We start from the raw sequence: 20704 nt of genomic DNA on the forward strand, positions 1-20704 counted from the left end.
CTTAAAAATCTCTTCAATTTACCGACTTTTTCTTGACAAAAATTGGTCTATACCATATAATAGAATTAAGAAAAGATGTGGAGGTATAAAAATGAAAATTATTCAAGTGGAAAACCAAGTAGAAGGTGGCAAAGCGGCTCTTGAACTGCTCAAGGAAAAGATAGCTCAAGGAGCAAAAACTTTGGGGTTGGCTACAGGCAGCAGCCCAGAAGAATTTTACAAGCAGATTGTTGAGAGCGACCTTGATTTTTCAGAGATGATCAGTGTCAATCTGGATGAATATGTCGGTTTGCAGGAGGACGATCCTCAATCTTATCGCTATTTCATGAACCAGCACCTCTTTAATCAAAAGCCTTTTAAAGCAAGCTTCCTGCCTAATGGCGCAGCGAAAGATTTAGAAGCAGAAGTGGCGCGGTACAATCAGCTTCTCGCAGAGCATCCTGCTGATTTGCAGATTTTGGGAATCGGTACGAATGGTCATATCGGCTTTAATGAGCCGGGAACCAGTTTCGACAGTCAGACTCATTTAGTAGATCTGACACCGTCCACCATTCAGTCCAATGCTCGATTCTTCGACAAGATGGAAGATGTTCCGACTCAGGCTATTTCCATGGGGATTGGCAATATCCTTGATGCCAAGTCCATCATCCTCTTTGCTTACGGTTCAGCTAAGGCCAAGGCTATAGCAGGGACTGTTGAGGGTGAAGTGACAGAGGAGCTGCCAGGCAGTGCTCTCCAGAAGCATCCGGATGTTGTAATTATCGCTGATAAGGAAGCTCTTAGCTTGTTAAATCACTAAGATTTTGATGTTGTTGCTATAAAACTAGCTTTGCCAGATAAAAGTCTCTTAATTTCCTATCTATTTTTTAGGTAGGATTTTTAGATTTATGGTTGACTTTGCGTAAAATATGATATACTAGATAGGTATAATTGTTCTTTGGAGGATCCTGTGAAGAAAAAGCTTTTGTTATTGGGAATTGCGTTCCTGACCTCGTTAGCACCACTAGCTGCTAGGGCTGATGAATTGGTGGATATGGCTAAAAAGATGTATCCGCACGATAATGTTCAGGCGATTAATCGTCCCAAGTCTTCTCTCGTTATTGACGGCAGTACAGGTGATGTTGTCTGGGAGGATAATGTCGATGAGGTGCGTGATCCCGCTAGTATGAGTAAGCTCATGACGCTTTACTTGGTCTTTGAAGCGATTAAGGAAGGAAAAATCAGCGAAAAGACGGTCATTACAGCTACACCTCAGGATCAAGCTACTGCTAATATTTATGAAATTTCTAATAATAAAATTGTCGCTGGTGTGGACTATACCGTATCTGAGCTGATTACCATGACAATCGTGCCTTCATCCAATGCGACAACCGTTATGCTGGCCAATTATTTATCGGACAATGATCCAGATGCTTTCTTGGATCGGATGAATGCCAAGGCTCAAGAACTGGGCATGACCAATACCAAGTGGTTCAATGCCAGCGGTGCAGCGGCGGTTTCTTTTAAGGGCTATTATAACCCTCAAAACTACGATAATTATGCCAGCAATCAAACAACAGCCCGTGATTTGGCGATTCTGGCCTATAACTTTGTCAACCACCATCCTGAGATTCTAAACTATACTAATAAAGCCAAGGTTACGGTTAAAGCCGGAACTCCTTACGAGGAAACCTTTGAAACCTATAATTACTCCCTGCCGGGTGCTAAATACGCACTCAAGGGCGTAGATGGCATGAAGACAGGCTCTAGTCCTAACGGTGCTTTCAACTATATCGCGACCATTAAGCGTGGAGATCAGCGCATGATTGCTGTGATTATGGGAGTCGGTGACTGGTCTGACCAAGACGGTGAGTATTACCGCCATCCTTTTGGTAATGCTTTGATTGAGAAGGCTTATGCAGACTATGAGTACAAAAAACTCTTATCCAAGGGTGAGCAGGAGATTGATGGACAGAAATATAAGCTGCCTGAGGATTTCTACGCTACTGTTAAAAAGGGAACCGAGCCTAAAGTCAAGGTTGAAAACAATGTTCTCAAGGCTGAAAATGGCTTGAAGACCTTGTCTAGCAAGATCTCTGATGAAATGAAAGTCGAGAAAGTTGAGAATCCAGTTGCTCAGGCTATTGAAAATGTGACTGGCAGCAAGTCGGAAAGCAAGCCTTGGTATGGTGTGTTCTTCAGTGATAAGATGTTGATTATGCTGCCTGTTGGCATCCTGCTAATCATTCTGTACTTTGAATACCGAAGTCGCCAAAAACGCAAGGCTGCAAAGCAGGAACGTCGTAGAAATACAGATATTGAATAAAGGGAATGTCCTCTGTCACATACGAACGGAATGACTTTCCAAGCTAAAACTCAGTTCTTTTGCTGAGTTTTCTTTCTGTTTTAAGGAGATTTTCATGCGAAAAAAGTTTCACAACAGCTATCTAGCTCATTTTTTACTCTTTAATTTTTTCTTCTTAGCCTACTCTCTTTTTTCGACCCTGATATCAGTCTATATGCAGGATTTAGGCTATTCAAATGCCCAAGTATCGATGGTAGTGTCAGCTTCCTTCTTTGCCTCCATGTTGGCTCAGCCAATCTTTGGAGTTCTCAGCGACGCTTTGGGAATTAAAAAGATCTTCCTTTTTAGCTTTCTAGTTATGATGGTTGGGGCTGTATTTTTCATGAAAGCGACTCAGCTTTGGCAGTTACTGGTCTGGTATAGCCTAGTTCTCATGTTGGTTAACGGGGTCAATCCAGTCATGGATGTTCTTGCGGCCCAAAGTCCTTATACTTATGGCAAGATTCGGATTTGGGGAACCATTGGCTATGCCTTAGGCTCTCAGCTAGCAGGACTAATCTATCAAAGAGTCGCACCACAGGCTATTTTCCCAGTCTTTATTGGCATGATGCTTATCAGCAGCATTGGACTTTTGGGAATCCAGCCTAAGCACGACCGAGCAGCCCTAGATAAAAAAGACATTCACAAGCAGACAGGTCTGGGGAAACTCTTGACCAACAAAACCTATCTCTTTTACCTGCTTTTGGTCGCCCTTTACTCTGGAGTGGGGAATACTGGTCATACCTATATCCCTGCCATGCTACAGCACAGTGGCTTAGAGGTAGATAGGGCTTCGACTGTTGTTGCCCTATCAGTTCTGGTTGAAGCGCCTTTTATCTTTTATTCCTATCTTTTTATGGACAAGATTTCGATGAAGAAGCTTCTTTATATCTGTTTGGGAATCATCTTTCTCCAGTACAGCGTCTATGCTTTAGACCTAGATTTGATTTCGAAAATCGGGATGACTCTCCTTTCCAAGCACGTGACCGGCATGGTTTTGATTATGGTGACCTTGAAAATCGTAGCCAGTCTGGTTGATGAAAAATACCTGGTTACAGCCATTGCTCTGGTCCAGACGGCCCGCAGTCTAGGAACCATTCTCATTCAAAATCTGGCCGGTCACTTTCTGGACAGTTGGGGTTACGAAGGAATGAACCTCTTTCTAGCAGCTGTCATCTGCCTAGTCTGCCTGCTGAGTCTCTTTCTAAAATTGCCAGAACGAAAAGGAAATCAATTATTTGGATAATAAAAAACGAGTCGGAGAGATGTTCTCTTGACTCGTTTTTTGATGGTGTAGATACTTTCTCTTTTCTTTTGCGAATATTTTAGTAAATGAGAGAATTTTTTAGAGGGGGCTGGGATATGTTTGTGGCGCGAAATCATAAGGGACTTTTGTGTAATGCTCTGGAGGAGAAGATTGAGAAGGGGGCTGATTTCGTCTGTCCCGCTTGTTCAGGGGCAGTCCGTTTTAAAAAAGGGAAGGTTATGCAGCCGCATTTTGCGCATATTTCGCTAGAAGAGTGTCGTTTTTATAGGGAAAATGAGAGTGTCGAGCACCTGAACCTGAAGGCGGAGCTTTTTCGCTGGGCTGTCCAGAAAGAAGAAGTTGAGGTGGAAGCTTTTTTGCCTGCACTGCAGCAGATTGCTGATTTGCTGGTTGATAAAAAACTGGCGCTTGAAGTCCAGTGCAGTCCTCTAAGTATAGAACGGCTGCAGGAACGGACGCTTTCTTACCCCCAGCATGGCTATCAGGTTCTCTGGCTTTGGGGGCGAAAACTTTGGCTCAAGGATTCCTTAACCCGCCTGCAGAAGGATTTTCTCTATTTTAGTAAAAATATGGGCTTTCATCTTTGGGAGCTGGATCAAGAAAAGCAAGTTCTGCGTCTTAAATACCTGATTCACGAAGATCTGCATGGAAAAGTCCAGCACAAGACCAAGAACTTTCCCTTTGGTAACGGCCGGCTTTTAGATATTTTGCGTTTGCCCTTTCAAAAGCAGGAGATGAACAGCTTTCTGGCCCAGCAAGATCCGCACATCTGCAGCTATATCCGCCGTCAGCTTTATTACCAGCAGCCTAGATGGATGAGGCTGCAGGCCCAGCTCTATCAGGCTGGAGATAATCTCTTGACTAAGACTGCAGAGGATTTCTATCCACAGGTTCGGCCGATACAGGCTGCCTTCTTCTGTCAGATAACTAGTGACCTGACTGGCTATTACCAGCAGTTTGAGACCTATTATGCCAATCTCCAGCAAAAAAATCTGCAAATTGTTTATTCACCGGCTTTTTATGAGATGATAAGAGAAAATGCTAAGTATCGTTAGTTTCTCATTGATGAAGCCATAAACTTTTAGCTATCCTTTCAGTTTTAGAATATTTTAGAATCCTGTATAATATAATAAAGTAATAAGTTAGACAGTTAAAAATTCTAAATCGTGCTAATCCAGTAGGCTTTAGCAAAGATGAGAAGCGAAAGGAGCCACCATGAAGAAAATTTTTGTCATCTTTCTGGCTATCATCACGCTAAGTTCAGCCATGTTTCTAGGAGGTTGTGGTATGTTAAACAGTCGGTCGGAAAAAGAAGAAATGCTTCAAATTGCAGAAAGTAAAAAGATGAAGAGTGTTATTGAGGAAGGGCTGAAAAAGATTGACCCTCAAGCATTAACACCTGAAGGGAAAATTAAAAGTTATGAAATTAATAAAAAGTCACTAACTCAGAACCCAATGGGAGGATTAATGTTTGATCTAATCATTAATGGTGACGAAGAAGTAACACTAGGATATGTCATTACAGAGGACGAAAATGGGAAATTTCACAGAGATGGGACTGTGTGGTCACCGAAGCTTACAGAACTAATGGATGAAGAAAATGTAAATGGCAATGAAGAATAAGGTTTTTCTAGATAACTTCCTAACAATGATTGCGCTATTATGTTCTTTGGAAAAATAGTATAATAATTAATATAAAAAATTAATCTAAATTCGCCTTCTCGTTTTTGTTAAGGCATCGGTTTTATCAAAGATGAGAAGCGAAAGGAGTCATTATGAAGAAAATTTTTGTCATTTTTCTGAGTATCATCACGGTCAGTTCAGGCATTATTTTAGGAGGCTGCAGTATGCCAAGAAGTCGGTCGGAAAAAGAAGAAATGATCCAGATTGCGGAAAGTACAAAAATGAAGAAGGCGATTGAGAAAGAGTTGAGAGAACTGGATCCTAAAGCTCTGACAGCAGAAGGAAAGATTAAAACGTATAAAATTGAAAAGAATAAATTAGATTTCAATCCGATGGGAGGATTAGACATCTATTTAATAATTAATGATAATAATAAGTTTGAATTAGACATGACTTTTCAAGAAAATTCAACTACTGGCGAATACGAGACGGGTGGTTATGGCATGTCTCCGGAATTTAACGAGCTAATTAGAGGAGAAAAGTAATACGCCTGATTATAAAAACCCTGTTGATGTTAGAGAATATGAAGATAAACAACTTGTTGGAACTTATTTATATGAGTATAGGAGTATGCATGTTGTAAAGAATATGATGTAAAAGGGAGGATTATTTAGGCACCGTCTCCCAAATTTATAAAAATATCAAGCGTGATGGAGAACGAGTTTTTGTCTTTACAACTCTTTATCCGTACTGGAGTACTTGAGACTTCTAAAAAATAGTATAACAATGATAAGATAAAACATTAATCCAAATCCATTTTCATTAGGACATCAGTTTGAGCAAAGGTAACAAACTAAAGGAGTCATCATGAAGAAATATTTTGTCATCTTTCTGACTATCATCACGATTAGTTCAGCTATGCTTCTAGGAAGCTGCAGCATTCTAAACAGTCGGTCAGAGAAAGAAGAAATGATTCAGATTGCGGAGAGTAAAAAGATGAAGAGAGCCTTGGAAAATTTTCTTAAGGAATTGGAACCCAAAGCTTTGACACCAGAAGGAAAGATTCAATCCTATGAAATTCAAAAGGATAAGTTAGATTATAATCCCATGGGTGGACTAGATGTTTATATGATTATTAATGGGGAAGAAAAACTATATATAAATATGACTGTTCAGGAAGAAGAAGCAGGTAATTATGAAGTAGTCAGTTATGGCGTTTCCCAAGAATTAAGTCTGTTAATTTGAGAATAATATGGCTAATAATAAAAACAACACAGATTAACAAATATAGAGGCAGCTCTGGTGGAATATAGATCTTTGAAAGTGGGAGAAAACAACTCAATTAAAGGTGAAAATGGTTATATCGGCACTATCTCTAAACTTTACGACAATGTAAATGGCAATGAAGAATAAGGTTTTTCTAGATAACTTCCTAACAATGATTGTGCTATCATGTTCTTTTGAAAAATAGTACAATAATTAATATAAGACGTTAATCTAAAATCGGTTTCTCATTTTCGTTAAGGTACCAGCTTTAGCAAAGATGAGAAACGAAAGGAGTTATCATGAAGAAAATTTTTGTCATCTTTCTGACTATCATTACGCTTAGTTCGGCGATACTTTTAGGAGGATGCAGTATGTTAAACAGTCGTTCAGAACAAGAAGAAATGCTTAAGATTGCGGAGAGTCAGAAATCTAAAAAGTTAATGGAGGAAATGTTAAGGAAGAAAGATCCTGAAGCATTGACAGAAAATGGGACAATAAAAAAATATACAATAAATGAAAAAATCTTAAATATAATCCTATGGGTGGCTTAATAGTTGAGCTTATAATAAACGATGACCCGGAATTAACAATTACCACAACATTGATGGGAGACTCTGATGGGAAGTTAGAACATACAGGGTACGTAATTTCTGGTGAGCTTGCAAAGAAGTTGAGGGGAGAATAAGACTTTTTCTGCATAACTTCCTAGCAATGATTGCGCTTTTGCACCCTTAAAAAATAGTATAAAAATGATAAGATAAAACGTTAATCTAAATCCAGTTTCCCATTTTTGTTAAGGCATCTGCTTTAGCAAAGATGAGAAACGAAAGGAGCTATCATGAAGAAAATTTTTGTCATCTTTCTGACTATCATTACGCTCAGCTCGGCTATGCTTTTAGGAGGATGCAGTATGTTAAACAGTCGTTCAGAACAAGAAGAAATGCTTCAGATTGCGGAGAGTAAAAAGATGAAGGAGGCGATTGAGAAAGAGTTGAGAGAACTGGATCCCAAAGCTCTAACAGTAGAAGGGAAGATTAAATCTTATGAAATTCAAAAGGATAAGTTGGAGTATAATCCTATGGGAGGCATGTTGGTTTATGTGGTTCTCAATAATGACCATGAGTTAAATATGAGTATGACGGTATTAGAAGAAAAGACGGGTGAATATAGAATAGCGAGTTATTTTGCATCTGATGAACTTGACAAACTTGTTGGAGGTGTATAAATGAATGGCTACTTAGTTCCTATTGATGGTGCGGGATATAAGGATCGACAGGATGTTGATATTTCATTGTTTGAATTTGATGGAAACATGCATATTGGAGGGCTGGAATAGTTGAAGATGTTGCTTACATCGGTACTATCTCCCAAATTTACGAAACGTACGCGTCAATGAAGAATAATGTTTTTCCTTCATAACTTCCTAACAATGATTGCGCTATTATGTTCTTTGGAAAAATAGTATAATAATTAATATAAAAAATTAATCTAAATTCGCCTTCTCGTTTTTGTTAAGGCATCGGTTTTATCAAAAATGAGAAGCGAAAGGAGCCATTATGAAGAAAATTTTTGTAATTTTTCTGAGTATCATCACAATTAGTTCGGCTATATTTTTAGGAGGTTGTGGTATTTTAAACAGTCGGTCAGAAAGAGAAGAAATGATTCAGATTGCGGAGGGGAAGAAAGCGCAGAGAGCAATAGAAGAATTACTAAGACAGGAAGATTCTAAAGCATTGACAGAGGAGGGGATTATAAAAGAATATTCAATTAATGAAGATGAATTAGACTATAATCCAATGGGGGGGTTAATCGTTGAACTTATAATCAATGGTGATCCAGAATTAACTATTAAAACAACATTGATGGAAGAATCTGAAGAGAAATTAGAACACACAGGTTATGTAATCTCTGGTGAACTCGCAAAGAAATTGAGGGGAGAATGACATATGATAAGTCATTTAGTGATAGGAAAAAATGAACTCTTTGGAATCTAGTTTTTGTTTGGTCAGGAATTAGGTTCAAAGAGTTTTTTTATAAACTAAGTCAGTCTGCATAGCTACTAAGAGATTTTGGTACTTGAGTTTTATAAAAAGTGGAATTTTGTGATAGAATAGGGGAGTCGGAGGATTTTTTTATGGCAAAACAAAGAAATGAAATTGAAGAAAAATATACTTGGGATTTGAGTACTATTTTCCCAACAGATGAAGCCTTTGAAGCAGAGTTGGCGCAGGTTTCAGAAGAAGTGAAGGAAGCAGCTAGTCTGGCTGGACATTTGCTGGATTCAGCGGACAGTCTCTTAACAACGACTGAAGTGCAGCTAGACTTGATGCGCCGTATTGAAAAGCTTTATTCTTACGCTCACATGAAGAATGACCAGGATACACGTGTGGCTAAGTACCAAGAGTATCAGGCTAAAGGCATGACTCTTTACAGCGATTTTGGTCAAAGCTTTGCCTTCTATGAGCCCGAATTTATGGCGATTACAGAAGAGCAGTACCAAGCTTTCTTGGCTGAGCAGCCAGCCCTGCAGCTGTATCAGCATTATTTTGACAAGCTTTTGAAAAAGAAAGCCCACATCCTGACACAGCGTGAAGAGGAGCTATTGGCTGGTGCTGGTGAAATTTTTGGTGCAGCAGGAGAAACCTTTGCTATCTTGGATAATGCGGATATTGTCTTTCCGATGGTGCATGACGAAGATGGAAATGAAATTCAGCTCAGCCACGGCAACTATATCACCTTGGTCGAGTCTAAGAATCGAGAGGTCCGTAAGGAAGCTTATGAGGCTCTCTACAGCGTCTACGAGCAGTACCAGCATACCTATGCTAAGACTCTGCAGACCAATGTCAAGGTTCACAACTACAATGCGAAAGTCCGCAAGTTTTCATCTGCCCGTGAAGCGTCTTTGTCAGCGGACTTTATTCCAGAAAGTGTCTATGACAGCTTAGTTTCAGCTGTCAATAAGCATTTGCCTCTTTTGCAGCGTTATATCGCTTTGCGAGCGAAGATTTTAGGCATTTCTGATTTGAAGATGTATGATATGTACACACCTTTGTCAGAGACAGATTACAAGTTCACTTATGAGGAAGCCTTGGCTAAGTCTGAGGAAGTTCTGGCTATTCTGGGTGAGGATTATTTGAGCCGAGTCAAGACAGCCTTTTCAGAGCGCTGGATTGATGTTCATGAAAATCAAGGCAAGCGCTCAGGGGCATACTCAGGCGGGTCTTATGATACCAATGCCTTTATGTTGCTCAACTGGCAGGACACGCTGGACAATCTCTTTACCTTGGTGCACGAGACGGGTCACAGTATGCACTCCAGCTATACACGTGAGACCCAGCCTTATGTTTATGGAGATTACTCTATCTTCCTAGCTGAGATTGCTTCGACGACCAATGAAAATATCCTGACCGAGAAGCTCTTGGAAGAAGTAGAAGATGATGCTACTCGCTTTGCTATCCTCAATCACTTCTTGGATGGATTTAGAGGTACAGTCTTCCGTCAAACCCAGTTTGCTGAGTTTGAGCATGCTATCCACAAGGCTGACCAAGAAGGTCAAGTTTTGACCAGCGAGTTTCTCAATGAACTCTACGCTGATTTGAACGAGAAATACTATGGTCTGAAGAAAGAAGATAATCCACAGATTCAGTACGAGTGGGCTCGGATTCCGCATTTCTACTATGATTACTATGTTTTCCAATATTCAACAGGATTTTCAGCGGCTTCTGCCTTGGCTGAAAAGATTGTCCATGGTAGTCAGGAAGACAAGGACAAGTATCTGGACTATCTCAAAGCTGGGAACTCTGACTATCCACTCAATGTCATCAAAAAAGCAGGTGTGGATATGGAAAAAGAAGACTACCTAAACGCTGCTTTTGCTGTCTTTGAGCGTCGCTTGGACGAATTCGAAGCCTTGGTCAAGAAGTTGGGACTGGCATAAAATGGTTGAGACTTATAATCAAAACTCTAATCCCAATATGCGTCGGCCAGTGGTCAAAGAAGAAATTGTAGACTTTATGAGACAGAGACTCCAGCCGGTCACTGGTGGACTAAAGGAGTTGGAGGATTTTGCCAAAGCTGAAAATATACCTGTGATTCCCCATGAGACAGTGGCTTACTTCCGCTTGCTACTCGAAAGCCTGCAGCCAGAGAAGATTTTAGAAATCGGGACGGCTATTGGTTTTTCGGCCCTTTTGATGGCGGAGCATGCTCCTCAAGCTCAGATTACAACTATTGACCGCAATCCAGAGATGATTGAGCTGGCCAAGGCTAATTTTGCTAAATATGACAGCCGTCAGCAAATCACGCTGCTAGAAGGTGACGCAATGGATCTGCTTGAGACACTGGAGGATTCTTACGACCTTGTCTTTATGGACTCTGCCAAGTCCAAGTATGTGGTCTTTCTGCCCCAAGTCCTCAAGCGCCTCAATCCTGGTGGTCTGGTCCTCATTGATGATGTCTTTCAAGGAGGAGATGTTGCCAAGCCTTTTGAAGAAATTAAGCGTGGTCAACGGGCTATTTACCGAGGACTGCACAGTCTTTTTGACGCAACTTTGGACAGTCTAGATTTAACTGCGAGTTTGCTTCCCTTAGGAGATGGTCTGCTTATGATTAGAAAAAATTGATATCTCTGATTTTTTCCTAATTTCCAAAAATTTTTAGTAAAATTTAAGATATCAATTCAAATTTGTGCTACAATAGAAAACGTGAACTTTTAAGAATAAGGAGTCAATATAAAATGAAGAAAAAAATATTTGCAGGAGCTGTGACACTCTTGTCAGTCGCTGTATTGGCAGCATGTTCTAACTCAGAAGGCAAGGACATCGTGACCATGAAAGGAAACACGATTACTGTCAATGAATTCTACGATCAAGTGAAAAACAATGGTGCTGCTCAGCAGGTCTTGCTGCAGATGGCTATCAAAGACATCTTTGAAGAAAAATACGGCAAAGACGTCAAAGACAAGGATGTTAAGGATGCTTTCGAAAAGTCTAAAACGGCTTACGGTACAGCTTTTGCTCAAGTCTTGGCCCAAAACGGATTGACCGAAGATGCCTACAAGGAGCAAATCCGCACCAATATGCTGGTAGAGCATGCCGTTAAGAAGGCTGCTGAAAAAGAGCTGACTGACGAAAACTACAAGGCTGCCTTTGAAAACTACACGCCAGAAGTAACGGCTCAAATCATCAAGGTTGACAGCGAAGACAAAGGTAAGGAAGTTCTCGAAAAAGCTAAAGCAGAAGGAGCAGACTTCAGTCAAATCGCTAAGGAAAACTCTACCGATGCTGCCACCAAGGAAAAAGGCGGAGAAATCAAGTTTGACTCTGGCTCTACTGATGTTCCAGATGCTGTCAAAAAAGCTGCTTTTGCTTTGGAAGAAAATGGCGTTTCAGACCTTGTGACAGTGCCAGATTCACAGTACTCAGCAAGCTACTATATTGTTAAGCTGGTCAAGAAGTCAGAGAAATCTTCTAACTGGAAAGACTACAAAGACAAGCTGAAAAAGATTATCATTGCGCAAAAAGAAAAAGATACTAGCTTCATCCAAAGCGTTGTGGCAAAAGAGCTGAAAGATGCTAACATCAAGGTTAAGGACAGTGCTTTCCAATCTATCTTTGCTCAATATATCGAAACGACAGGTTCTTCAACTTCTTCATCAAGTGCTGCCAGCAGCTCAAAGACATCCGAGTCTAGCTCAGCAGCTGAAAGCAGTTCAGAAGAAGCTTCTTCATCAGCCGCAGAATAAGGTTGACGAAAAGACAATAAGCAAGTATAATAAGACTGGTGAGAATTGATTTTTCAAGTTCTTAGTTCAGAGAATTGGCGGTGCTGCGAGCCATCTGAGACGGGGAATCATGCTACTCATCTAGCAAAATAGAATACGAAATGAGAATGACAAGTTCATTGAATGAAGGTGGTACCGCGGTTTTTCGCCCTTCGGACAAGGAACTTGTCTTTTATGTTGACTCTGGAGGTAACATAATGAAAACCTATCTTGTCAAACAGAAATTTCGCTTAGGCGGCGAACGCTTTGATATCAAGGACGATCGAGGGAATGTGGATTACCAAGTGGAAGGTTCTTTCTTCCAGATTCCTAAGACCTTTACTATCTATGATAGTCAGGGGCAAATCGTCAGTCAGATTACCAAGACCTTTCTAACTTTCCTGCCCCAGTTTGAAATCAAACTCAGCAGCGGGCATAGCTTTTATATCCGTAAGAAAATCTCTTTTTTACGTGATAAATATAGATTTGATAATTTGGGTCTTCGAGTTGAAGGGAACATCTGGGATTTAAACTTTCGTCTGCTGGATGACAGCAATCAAGTCGTTGCAGAGATTACCAAGGAGCTTTTCCATCTAACCTCTACTTATCAGGTGAGTGTCTATGATGAGGCTTATTCAGATTTGGTGATTTCACTCTGTGTCGCTATTGATTATGTCGAAATGCTGGAAAGTTCGTCATCATAATGCAATTATTTTTAGAAAAAATTTAAGGAGAAAAAATAAATGAAACAAATGTCAAGTGCTCAGGTTCGTCAAATGTGGCTGGATTTTTGGGCAACTAAAGGTCATGCAGTAGAACCATCTGTCAGCTTGGTGCCAGTCAATGATCCAACCTTGCTCTGGATTAACTCTGGTGTAGCGACCCTCAAGAAATACTTCGATGGAACCATCATTCCAGAAAATCCTCGAATTACCAATGCTCAAAAAGCCATTCGGACCAATGATATTGAAAATGTTGGAAAAACTGCCCGCCACCATACCATGTTTGAGATGCTGGGTAACTTCTCTATCGGCGATTATTTCCGTGATGAAGCGATTGAGTGGGCTTACGAGCTTTTGACTAGCCCTGAGTGGTTTGATTTTCCCAAAGACAAGCTCTACATGACCTACTATCCAGACGACAAGGACTCTTACAACCGCTGGATTGCTATGGGCGTTGAGCCTAGTCATTTGATTCCGATTGAGGACAACTTCTGGGAAATCGGTGCGGGACCTTCTGGACCAGATACAGAGATTTTCTTTGACCGGGGTGAGGCTTTTGATCCAGAAAATATTGGAGTGCGCCTCTTAGAAGAAGATATTGAAAACGACCGTTATATCGAAATCTGGAATATCGTCTTGTCACAATTCAACGCTAACCCTGCTGTACCGCGTAGCGAGTACAAGGAATTGCCGCATAAGAACATTGATACGGGCGCAGGTTTGGAGCGATTGGTGGCTGTTATCCAAGGGGCTAAGACCAACTTTGAGACTGACCTCTTCATGCCAATCATTCGTGAAGTAGAGAAGCTGTCCGGCAAGGCCTATGACCAAGATGGCGACAATATGAGTTTCAAGGTGATTGCAGACCATATCCGCTCGCTCTCCTTTGCCATTGGTGATGGGGCTCTTCCTGGAAATGAAGGCCGTGGCTATGTTCTTCGCCGTCTTCTCCGCCGTGCTTCAATGCATGGTCAAAAGCTGGGCATCGAAGGGACTTTCCTTTACAAGCTGGTACCAACTGTGGGCAAGATTATGGAAAGCTACTATCCAGAAGTCCTTGAAAAGAAGGACTTTATCGAAAAGATTATCAAGAGTGAGGAAGAATCTTTTGCCCGCACCCTACACTCTGGTCAACACTTTGCCCAAGGCATCGTAGCGGACCTGAAAGAAAAAGGTCAGACAATCATCTCTGGTCAAGATGCCTTCAAACTCTACGATACTTACGGCTTCCCGCTGGAGTTGACTGAGGAAATCGCTGAAGAAGCAGGTATGACTGTAGACCGTGCTGGCTTTGAAGCGGCTATGAAAGAGCAGCAGGATCGGGCGCGTGCTTCTGTCGTCAAGGGCGGATCAATGGGCATGCAAAATGAAACCCTGCAGGCTATCACTGTAGAGAGTGTCTTTAACTACGAAAAAGAAGAGCTGACAGCTGAACTCCTTGCTATCGTGGCGGATGATGCAGCAGTGGAGTCTGTTGAGACAGGTACAGCTGCCCTCATCTTTGCAGAAACACCATTCTACGCTGAAATGGGTGGTCAGGTAGCCGACCACGGCCAAATCTTTGATGCGGCTGGTAATCTGGTAGCGCAAGTAAGGGACGTGCAAAAAGCACCAAATGGACAGCCATTGCATACTGTAGAAGTCTTGGCTCCTCTGGCTCTTGGTCAAAACTATAAACTGGAAATCGACCACAGCCGTCGCCACCGTGTGATGAAAAACCACACGGCGACTCACCTCTTGCATGCAGCCCTGCATAATGTTCTTGGTAACCATGCAACACAGGCTGGCTCTCTGAACGAAGTAGAATTCCTGCGCTTTGACTTTACGCATTTCCAAGCAGTGACAGCAGAAGAACTGCGCGCTATTGAGCAAGAAGTCAATGAGAAAATCTGGGAAGCTCTTGCTATCGAGACAGTAGAGACAGATATTGACACGGCTAAGGAAATGGGTGCCATGGCGCTCTTTGGCGAAAAGTATGGTAAAGAAGTTCGCGTCGTAACCATCGGCGACTACTCTGTCGAGCTTTGCGGAGGAACCCACGTAGGCAACACTTCTGAAATCGGTATTTTCAAGATTGTCAAAGAAGAGGGTATCGGATCTGGAACTCGCCGTATCTTGGCAGTCACCAGCAAGGAAGCTTTTGAAGCCTACCGTGAGGAAGAAGAGGCGCTTAAGGCTATTGCAGCAACCCTCAAGGCACCGCAAATCAAGGAAGTGCCTCACAAGGTAGAAGCGCTGCAAGAGCAGCTGCGTCAACTCCAAAAAGAGAATGCAGAGCTCAAGGAAAAGGCAGCAGCAGCGGCCTCTGGTGAAGTCTTCAAGAATGTTCAAGAGGCAAATGGACATAGCTTTATCGCTAGTCAGGTCTCTGTTTCTGATGCAGGTGCTTTGCGTACCTTTGCGGACACTTGGAAGCAGAAGGACTATTCAGATGTTCTTGTACTGGTCGCAGCAATTGGAGACAAGGTCAATGTCCTTGCAGCCAGCAAGACCAAGGACGTACATGCTGGTAATCTGATTAAGGAATTGGCGCCGATTGTGGATGGTCGAGGCGGTGGTAAGCCAGACATGGCTATGGCCGGCGGCAGCAAGCAATCAGCTATTCAAGACCTGCTAGCAGCAGTTGCTGAGAAGTTGTAATATGAGATAACAGATAGATGAAAAGGTCTGCTCTTTGGGCAGATCTTTTTCTGTGCTCTTAGATTTCTTACTTCTCTATATGATAAGCAAATAAGTCGCTTTTCGGCAAGAAATCATGAATGTTCTTTCACATAATTAATGATATTTCCAAAAATATTGCATAAAAATACAGAAAATGCTTGACAAAGGGAAAATATGCGAGTAAAATAAAACGCATATTTATACGGAGGTGTTTTAAAAATATGCGTATTTCGATTGTGGGAATTACTGGTTACTCAGGTATGGAACTCCTCCGTATTTTACTGCAGCATCCGCAGGCGGAAGTCGTTTCCCTTCATGCCAGCCAAGATATGAACTCTCCTGTGTCGGAGTTATATGCTCATTTGAAGGGGATTTGCGACCTGAAAATAGAAGGTTTCGACAGTCAGGAAATTATGCGACGAGCAGATCTTGTTTTCTTTGCAACATCAAGCGGAGTGGCTAAAGATTTGTCAAAAGACTTTGTGGAAGCGGGATTTCCAGTTATTGACCTATCTGGTGATCATCGCTTGCCAGGGAATATTTATAAAAAATGGTATCAGAAAGAGGCAGCTGAAGACCATGTTCAAAAAGAGTTTATTTATGGGCTGTCTGAGTTTACAGATGTCAGAGGTAAGAAATTTATTGCCAATCCTGGCTGTTATGCGACGGCTACAGAGTTGGCCTTGATTCCCTTGCTACAGGCTCAGGCTATTGAGCTGGACTCCATTATTGTCGATGCCAAAAGTGGCTTAACAGGGGCGGGGAAAAATCCAGCTGCATCCAGCCATTTTGTCTATGTGCACGATAACTATGTGACTTACAAGTTAAATCAGCATCAGCATATTCCTGAGATTGTGCAACAGTTGCAGCGTTTTGATGAGAGATTGCAGCAGATTCAGTTTTCAACTTCCCTCATTCCCGTCAATCGTGGCATCGTAGCAACGGTTTACAGCAAGTTAAAAGAACCTTTGACTCGGGAAGAACTGACTTCTATTTACCAAGAATGCTATCAGGACAAGCCTTTTGTCCGTATCCAAGCAACTCTGCCGAATCTGCACCAGGTTGTTGGTACTAATTATACAGATATTGGTTTTGACTATAATCCTGTGACAAATATTTTAACTGTCATGGCTGTGCTGGATAACTTGATTAAAGGGGCTGCTGGTCAGGCAGTTCAAAATATGAATCTGATGCTGGGCTTTCCTGAAACAGATGGTCTGTTCAGTCAACCGTCCTATGTCTAGATGAGAAAGGGTTAAATATGAAGATTATTGATGGAACGATTGCCAGTCCGCTAGGCTTTTCGGCTGATGGTTTACACGCTGGCTTTAAGAAAAAGAAGTTAGATTTTGGCTGGATTGTATCAGAAGTGCCGGCCAGTGTGGCAGGAGTCTATACGACCAATAAGGTCATTGCTGCTCCGCTTCTAGTGACCAAAGCATCAATCCAAAAGAGCCAGAAATTGCAGGCAATAGTTGTAAATTCTGGTGTTGCTAATTCTTGTACAGGTCAGCAGGGACTGGCCGCTGCCTATGAGATGCAGCGATTGACTGCCCAAAAGCTGGAGGTTGAGCCCGACTTGGTAGGTCTGGCTTCTACAGGAGTCATCGGCGAGCAGCTTCCAATGGATGCTCTGAAAAATGGCCTGTCACAGATTCTGGTGAGTGGGAAGGCAGATGATTTTGCTGAGGCTATCTTAACGACGGATACTTGTACCAAGACCTGTGTAGTCACAGAAGAGTTTGGCACAGACCTGGTGACGATGGCAGGGGTGGCTAAGGGATCGGGCATGATTCATCCGAATATGGCGACTATGCTGGCCTTTATCACTTGTGATGCCAATATTTCCAGTGCTACCCTGCAAGCGGCTCTCAGTCAGCATGTGGAGACGACTTTCAACCAAATCACGGTGGATGGAGATACATCGACCAATGACATGGTGCTAGTCATGGCTAACGGCTGCCGACAAAATGAAGAAATTCTGCCAGATACAGAAGAATTTGAAAAGTTTTCCAAGATGCTCCGCTATCTTATGGCTGACTTGGCTAAGAAAATTGCCAAGGATGGCGAGGGAGCGACCAAGCTGATTGAGGTCAATGTTCGGCATGCTAAGGATGAACAGAGCGGGCGTATGATTGCTAAGAGTGTCGTTGGCTCTAGCTTGGTCAAAACAGCTATTTTTGGTCAAGATCCCAATTGGGGACGAATCTTAGCAGCTATCGGCTATGCGGGAGCAGATGTCTCAGTAGACAATATTGATATTTGGATTGAGGGGATTCCAGTCATGCAGGCCTCTAGCCCTGTGGCTTTTGACCCCGAGGAGACGAGTGATGCCATGGCTGGGGAGCTGCTGACCTTGACCATTAACCTACACGATGGGGACGCTGAAGCTCAGGCCTGGGGCTGCGATCTATCCTATGATTATGTGAAAATCAATGCCCTCTATAGAACCTAAGGAGAAATGCGATGAAAGATGTGATTGTTATAAAAATTGGCGGTGTTGCTGCGCAAAAGCTGTCTACTAAGTTTATCAAGCAAATGCAAGCGTGGATAGCAGCTGGTAAGAAAATCGTGGTCGTTCACGGGGGCGGTCTGGTCATTAACCAACTCATGAAAGAGCGTCAGCTGCCTACTCGCAAGGTTAAGGGGTTGCGGGTAACAGCTAAGTCTGACTTACCCATTATTGAGCAGGCCTTGCTAGGTCAAGTCGGCCGGACGCTGACTCAAGAACTGAACGATTCAGATATTGAAAGCCTTCAGCTGGTTTCACATTTGGGAAAGACAGTTTCGGCGGATTATATCGACAAAGACCTCTATGGCTATGTCGGTCAGGTGAAGGCGATTCAAACTGCTTATCTAGAGCAGCTGCTGGCTGCGGACATCGTCCCAGTGCTGGCTTCGCTAGGGGAAAATGCAGCTGGCGAGCTCTTAAATATCAATGCAGACTATCTAGCTGCGGCAGTTGCCAGTAGCTTGCAGGCAGAGAAGCTGATCCTGATGACAGATATAGAAGGAGTTTTAGAGGATAAAAAAGTCCTGTCCCAGCTTCTGACCAGTCAGGTGTCCAAGAAGATTCAGACAGGTGTCATCAAGGGCGGCATGATTCCTAAGATCGAGAGTGCTGTTCAGACTGTGCTTTCCGGTGTCGGGCAGGTTCTGATTGGTGACAATCTTTTGACGGGCACCTTGATAGCAGAGGGATAACGATGACTTATCTATTTGAAAACTACAAGAGGGCACTTATTGAGTTTGTTAAAGCAGAGGGCTCCTATCTGATTGACAGTGAGGGAAAGGCTTATTTGGACTTTTCGTCGGGGATTGGCGTAACCAATCTTGGCTTTCACCCGCAGGTCCAGCAGGCTTTGATCCAGCAAGCAGGGCGCATCTGGCACAGTCCCAATCTCTATCTTAGCTCTCTGCAAGAGCAGGTAGCTCAGGAACTGGCAGGTTCTTATGATTATTTGGCTTTTTTCTGCAATAGCGGAGCAGAAGCTAATGAAGCAGCTATTAAGCTAGCCCGCAAAGCTACTGGTAAGCAAGGCATTATTACTTTTCAGCAATCCTTTCATGGTCGGACCTTTGGCGCTATGGCCGCAACAGGACAGGATAAGATTAAGGAAGGATTTGGTGATGGGGTGCCCCATTTTAGCTATGCGATTTACAATGATCTGGCCAGCGTAGAAGACTTGGTCAATCAGGATACGGCAGCTGTCATGCTGGAATTGGTCCAAGGAGAATCAGGAGTTCGTCCAGCAGAAGCAAGCTTTGTCAAAAACTTGGCTGATTTTTGCCAACAAAAGGGGGTTTTGCTGATTGTTGATGAGGTACAGACAGGTATGGGGCGCACTGGTCAGCTTTATTCCTTTGAGCACTATGGGATTATACCGGATATTGTGACTCTGGCTAAGGGTCTGGCCAATGGCCTGCCCGCAGGAGCTCTATTAGGAAAATCCAGCTTGGCTCCGGCTTTTGGACCTGGCAGTCACGGTTCTACTTTTGGTGGCAATAAATTAGCCATGGCAGCTGCCTTGGAGACCTTGCATATCATGAAAGAGGCGGGCTTTCTAGAAGAAGTCAGGTCTAAGAGTGACATCTTATTGGAGCAACTGCAGCTTGCTTTTCAGAACCATCCAAAGATTTCTGCTGTTCGCGGTCTGGGCATGATGATTGGGATTGAAACAAGCGCCAGTCTGTCAAGGATTGTTGCAGCTGCTCGCCAGAAGAGCTTGATTATCCTGACGGCCGGAGAGAATGTCATCCGTCTCCTGCCGCCTTTGACTATCAGCAGGGAGGAAATCCAGCAGGGGATTGCTGTTTTAAAAGAAGTATTTTCTCAAGTAGATGAATAAAGGAAAAGGATTCAGTTTGAGCTGGATTCTTTTTTATCTATTATAATGGTGTTCTTGACAATGATTATTATTTTTTTGACAAATATACTTGTCAAAAAGAAAAGAATCTGTTACAATACTTTTGAACAGGAAATGGAGGGACGCTTATGAATGCATTCTTATGGTTCTTGCTTCCGATGATTTTTATGGTTTTTATCTTTGGGATTGATTCTTCCAATAAGTTAAAACGGATGCAGGGGCGGATAAAGTCTTTAGAAAGAAAAAGAAAGGGGAACAAAACAATGTCACAATTTTTAAAAGAAATGATTGGAAAGAAGCCGACAATTATGAGCGAGTCAATTGGAACCAATAACTGGCTGGTAAACTGGCTGGTAGTGGATGTGGATGAAGAATGGGTCAAGCTGAGCATGACAGATAAAAAAGGTCAGACCAAGACCAAGCTGATTTGTATTGAATACATTCGGTCTATCGAGCTTTAGGAGAAGTGGGGGATTTTAATGAAATTAAGAAATCGACTCAAGGAGTTGAGGGCGCGTGACGGTCTCAACCAGACAGAACTGGCTAAGCTGGCCGGTGTTTCCAGGCAGACAATCAGCCTTATAGAGAGAGGCGAATATACCCCGTCGATTGTGATTGCCCTTAAGATTGCCCATATTTTCAATGAAAACGTTGAGAATGTCTTTCGGCTGGTGGAGGAAGCAGAATGAAGAAGCAATTAGAATTCATTTCAAC

At 42.5% G+C, this 20704-nt stretch carries 20 protein-coding genes and 1 pseudogene; all 21 read left to right on the forward strand.

Features of this window, described 5'->3' with window-relative positions; translation table 11 throughout:
* Positions 1 to 91 precede the first annotated feature (91 nt).
* The 21 genes and pseudogenes from nagB (at position 92) to SSV_RS03315 (ending at position 20679) form a co-directional block, all read left to right on the forward strand.
* The gene (gene nagB, locus SSV_RS03210) at positions 92 to 799 is read left to right on the forward strand and encodes a glucosamine-6-phosphate deaminase (RefSeq protein ID WP_072073663.1); all 708 of its coding nucleotides are present in this window, start codon (positions 92 to 94) and stop codon (positions 797 to 799) included.
* A gap of 150 nt (positions 800 to 949) precedes the next feature.
* Positions 950 to 2305: a DUF1958 domain-containing protein gene (locus SSV_RS03215; RefSeq protein ID WP_072073664.1), complete on the forward strand. Its 1356-nt coding sequence runs from the start codon at positions 950 to 952 to the stop codon at positions 2303 to 2305.
* Between the two features lie 94 nt (positions 2306 to 2399).
* Complete coding sequence (locus SSV_RS03220) at positions 2400 to 3569, forward strand: MFS transporter (RefSeq protein WP_072073665.1); 1170 nt, start codon at positions 2400 to 2402, stop codon at positions 3567 to 3569.
* Positions 3570 to 3685: 116 nt separating this feature from the next.
* The gene (locus SSV_RS03225; protein ID WP_072073666.1) at positions 3686 to 4645 is read left to right on the forward strand and encodes a competence protein CoiA; all 960 of its coding nucleotides are present in this window, start codon (positions 3686 to 3688) and stop codon (positions 4643 to 4645) included.
* Positions 4646 to 4805: 160 nt separating this feature from the next.
* On the forward strand, positions 4806 to 5213 hold the full coding sequence (locus tag SSV_RS03230; protein ID WP_072073667.1) for a DUF1310 family protein: 408 nt from the start codon (positions 4806 to 4808) through the stop codon (positions 5211 to 5213).
* Between the two features lie 152 nt (positions 5214 to 5365).
* Complete coding sequence (locus tag SSV_RS03235; RefSeq protein ID WP_072073668.1) at positions 5366 to 5758, forward strand: DUF1310 family protein; 393 nt, start codon at positions 5366 to 5368, stop codon at positions 5756 to 5758.
* 322 nt (positions 5759 to 6080) lie between these two features.
* The gene (locus SSV_RS03240) at positions 6081 to 6458 is read left to right on the forward strand and encodes a DUF1310 family protein (RefSeq protein ID WP_072073669.1); all 378 of its coding nucleotides are present in this window, start codon (positions 6081 to 6083) and stop codon (positions 6456 to 6458) included.
* A 320-nt stretch (positions 6459 to 6778) separates the two neighbouring features.
* Positions 6779 to 7164 (forward strand): annotated as a pseudogene (locus tag SSV_RS03245) (DUF1310 family protein).
* A 153-nt stretch (positions 7165 to 7317) separates the two neighbouring features.
* Positions 7318 to 7704 carry a DUF1310 family protein gene (locus SSV_RS03255; protein ID WP_072073672.1) on the forward strand — a complete coding sequence of 129 codons (387 nt, stop codon included), beginning with the start codon at positions 7318 to 7320 and terminating at the stop codon, positions 7702 to 7704.
* A gap of 331 nt (positions 7705 to 8035) precedes the next feature.
* The gene (locus tag SSV_RS03260; RefSeq protein ID WP_072073673.1) at positions 8036 to 8422 is read left to right on the forward strand and encodes a DUF1310 family protein; all 387 of its coding nucleotides are present in this window, start codon (positions 8036 to 8038) and stop codon (positions 8420 to 8422) included.
* A gap of 191 nt (positions 8423 to 8613) precedes the next feature.
* Positions 8614 to 10416, forward strand: a complete 1803-nt coding sequence (gene pepF / locus SSV_RS03265; RefSeq protein ID WP_072073674.1) for an oligoendopeptidase F — start codon at positions 8614 to 8616, stop codon at positions 10414 to 10416.
* A 1-nt stretch (position 10417) separates the two neighbouring features.
* Complete coding sequence (locus SSV_RS03270) at positions 10418 to 11101, forward strand: O-methyltransferase (protein ID WP_072073675.1); 684 nt, start codon at positions 10418 to 10420, stop codon at positions 11099 to 11101.
* A gap of 113 nt (positions 11102 to 11214) precedes the next feature.
* Positions 11215 to 12222: a peptidylprolyl isomerase PrsA gene (gene prsA / locus SSV_RS03275; protein ID WP_072073676.1), complete on the forward strand. Its 1008-nt coding sequence runs from the start codon at positions 11215 to 11217 to the stop codon at positions 12220 to 12222.
* A gap of 140 nt (positions 12223 to 12362) precedes the next feature.
* Positions 12363 to 12944, forward strand: coding sequence for an LURP-one-related/scramblase family protein (locus tag SSV_RS03280; RefSeq protein ID WP_176693542.1), 582 nt, complete (start codon positions 12363 to 12365; stop codon positions 12942 to 12944).
* Positions 12945 to 12983: 39 nt separating this feature from the next.
* Positions 12984 to 15602: an alanine--tRNA ligase gene (alaS, locus tag SSV_RS03285; RefSeq protein WP_072073678.1), complete on the forward strand. Its 2619-nt coding sequence runs from the start codon at positions 12984 to 12986 to the stop codon at positions 15600 to 15602.
* A 242-nt stretch (positions 15603 to 15844) separates the two neighbouring features.
* On the forward strand, positions 15845 to 16867 hold the full coding sequence (gene argC, locus SSV_RS03290; RefSeq protein WP_072073679.1) for an N-acetyl-gamma-glutamyl-phosphate reductase: 1023 nt from the start codon (positions 15845 to 15847) through the stop codon (positions 16865 to 16867).
* A 17-nt stretch (positions 16868 to 16884) separates the two neighbouring features.
* Positions 16885 to 18078 carry a bifunctional glutamate N-acetyltransferase/amino-acid acetyltransferase ArgJ gene (gene argJ, locus SSV_RS03295; RefSeq protein WP_072073680.1) on the forward strand — a complete coding sequence of 398 codons (1194 nt, stop codon included), beginning with the start codon at positions 16885 to 16887 and terminating at the stop codon, positions 18076 to 18078.
* A gap of 11 nt (positions 18079 to 18089) precedes the next feature.
* Positions 18090 to 18827 carry an acetylglutamate kinase gene (argB, locus tag SSV_RS03300; RefSeq protein ID WP_072073681.1) on the forward strand — a complete coding sequence of 246 codons (738 nt, stop codon included), beginning with the start codon at positions 18090 to 18092 and terminating at the stop codon, positions 18825 to 18827.
* A gap of 2 nt (positions 18828 to 18829) precedes the next feature.
* Positions 18830 to 19972: an acetylornithine transaminase gene (locus tag SSV_RS03305; protein WP_072073682.1), complete on the forward strand. Its 1143-nt coding sequence runs from the start codon at positions 18830 to 18832 to the stop codon at positions 19970 to 19972.
* A gap of 146 nt (positions 19973 to 20118) precedes the next feature.
* On the forward strand, positions 20119 to 20451 hold the full coding sequence (locus tag SSV_RS12360; protein WP_072073683.1) for a hypothetical protein: 333 nt from the start codon (positions 20119 to 20121) through the stop codon (positions 20449 to 20451).
* Between the two features lie 18 nt (positions 20452 to 20469).
* On the forward strand, positions 20470 to 20679 hold the full coding sequence (locus tag SSV_RS03315) for a helix-turn-helix transcriptional regulator (RefSeq protein WP_002896031.1): 210 nt from the start codon (positions 20470 to 20472) through the stop codon (positions 20677 to 20679).
* Positions 20680 to 20704 lie beyond the last annotated feature (25 nt).

It is taken from the genome of Streptococcus sanguinis, from assembly GCF_001078705.1.
GTDB lineage: Bacteria > Bacillota > Bacilli > Lactobacillales > Streptococcaceae > Streptococcus > Streptococcus sanguinis_D.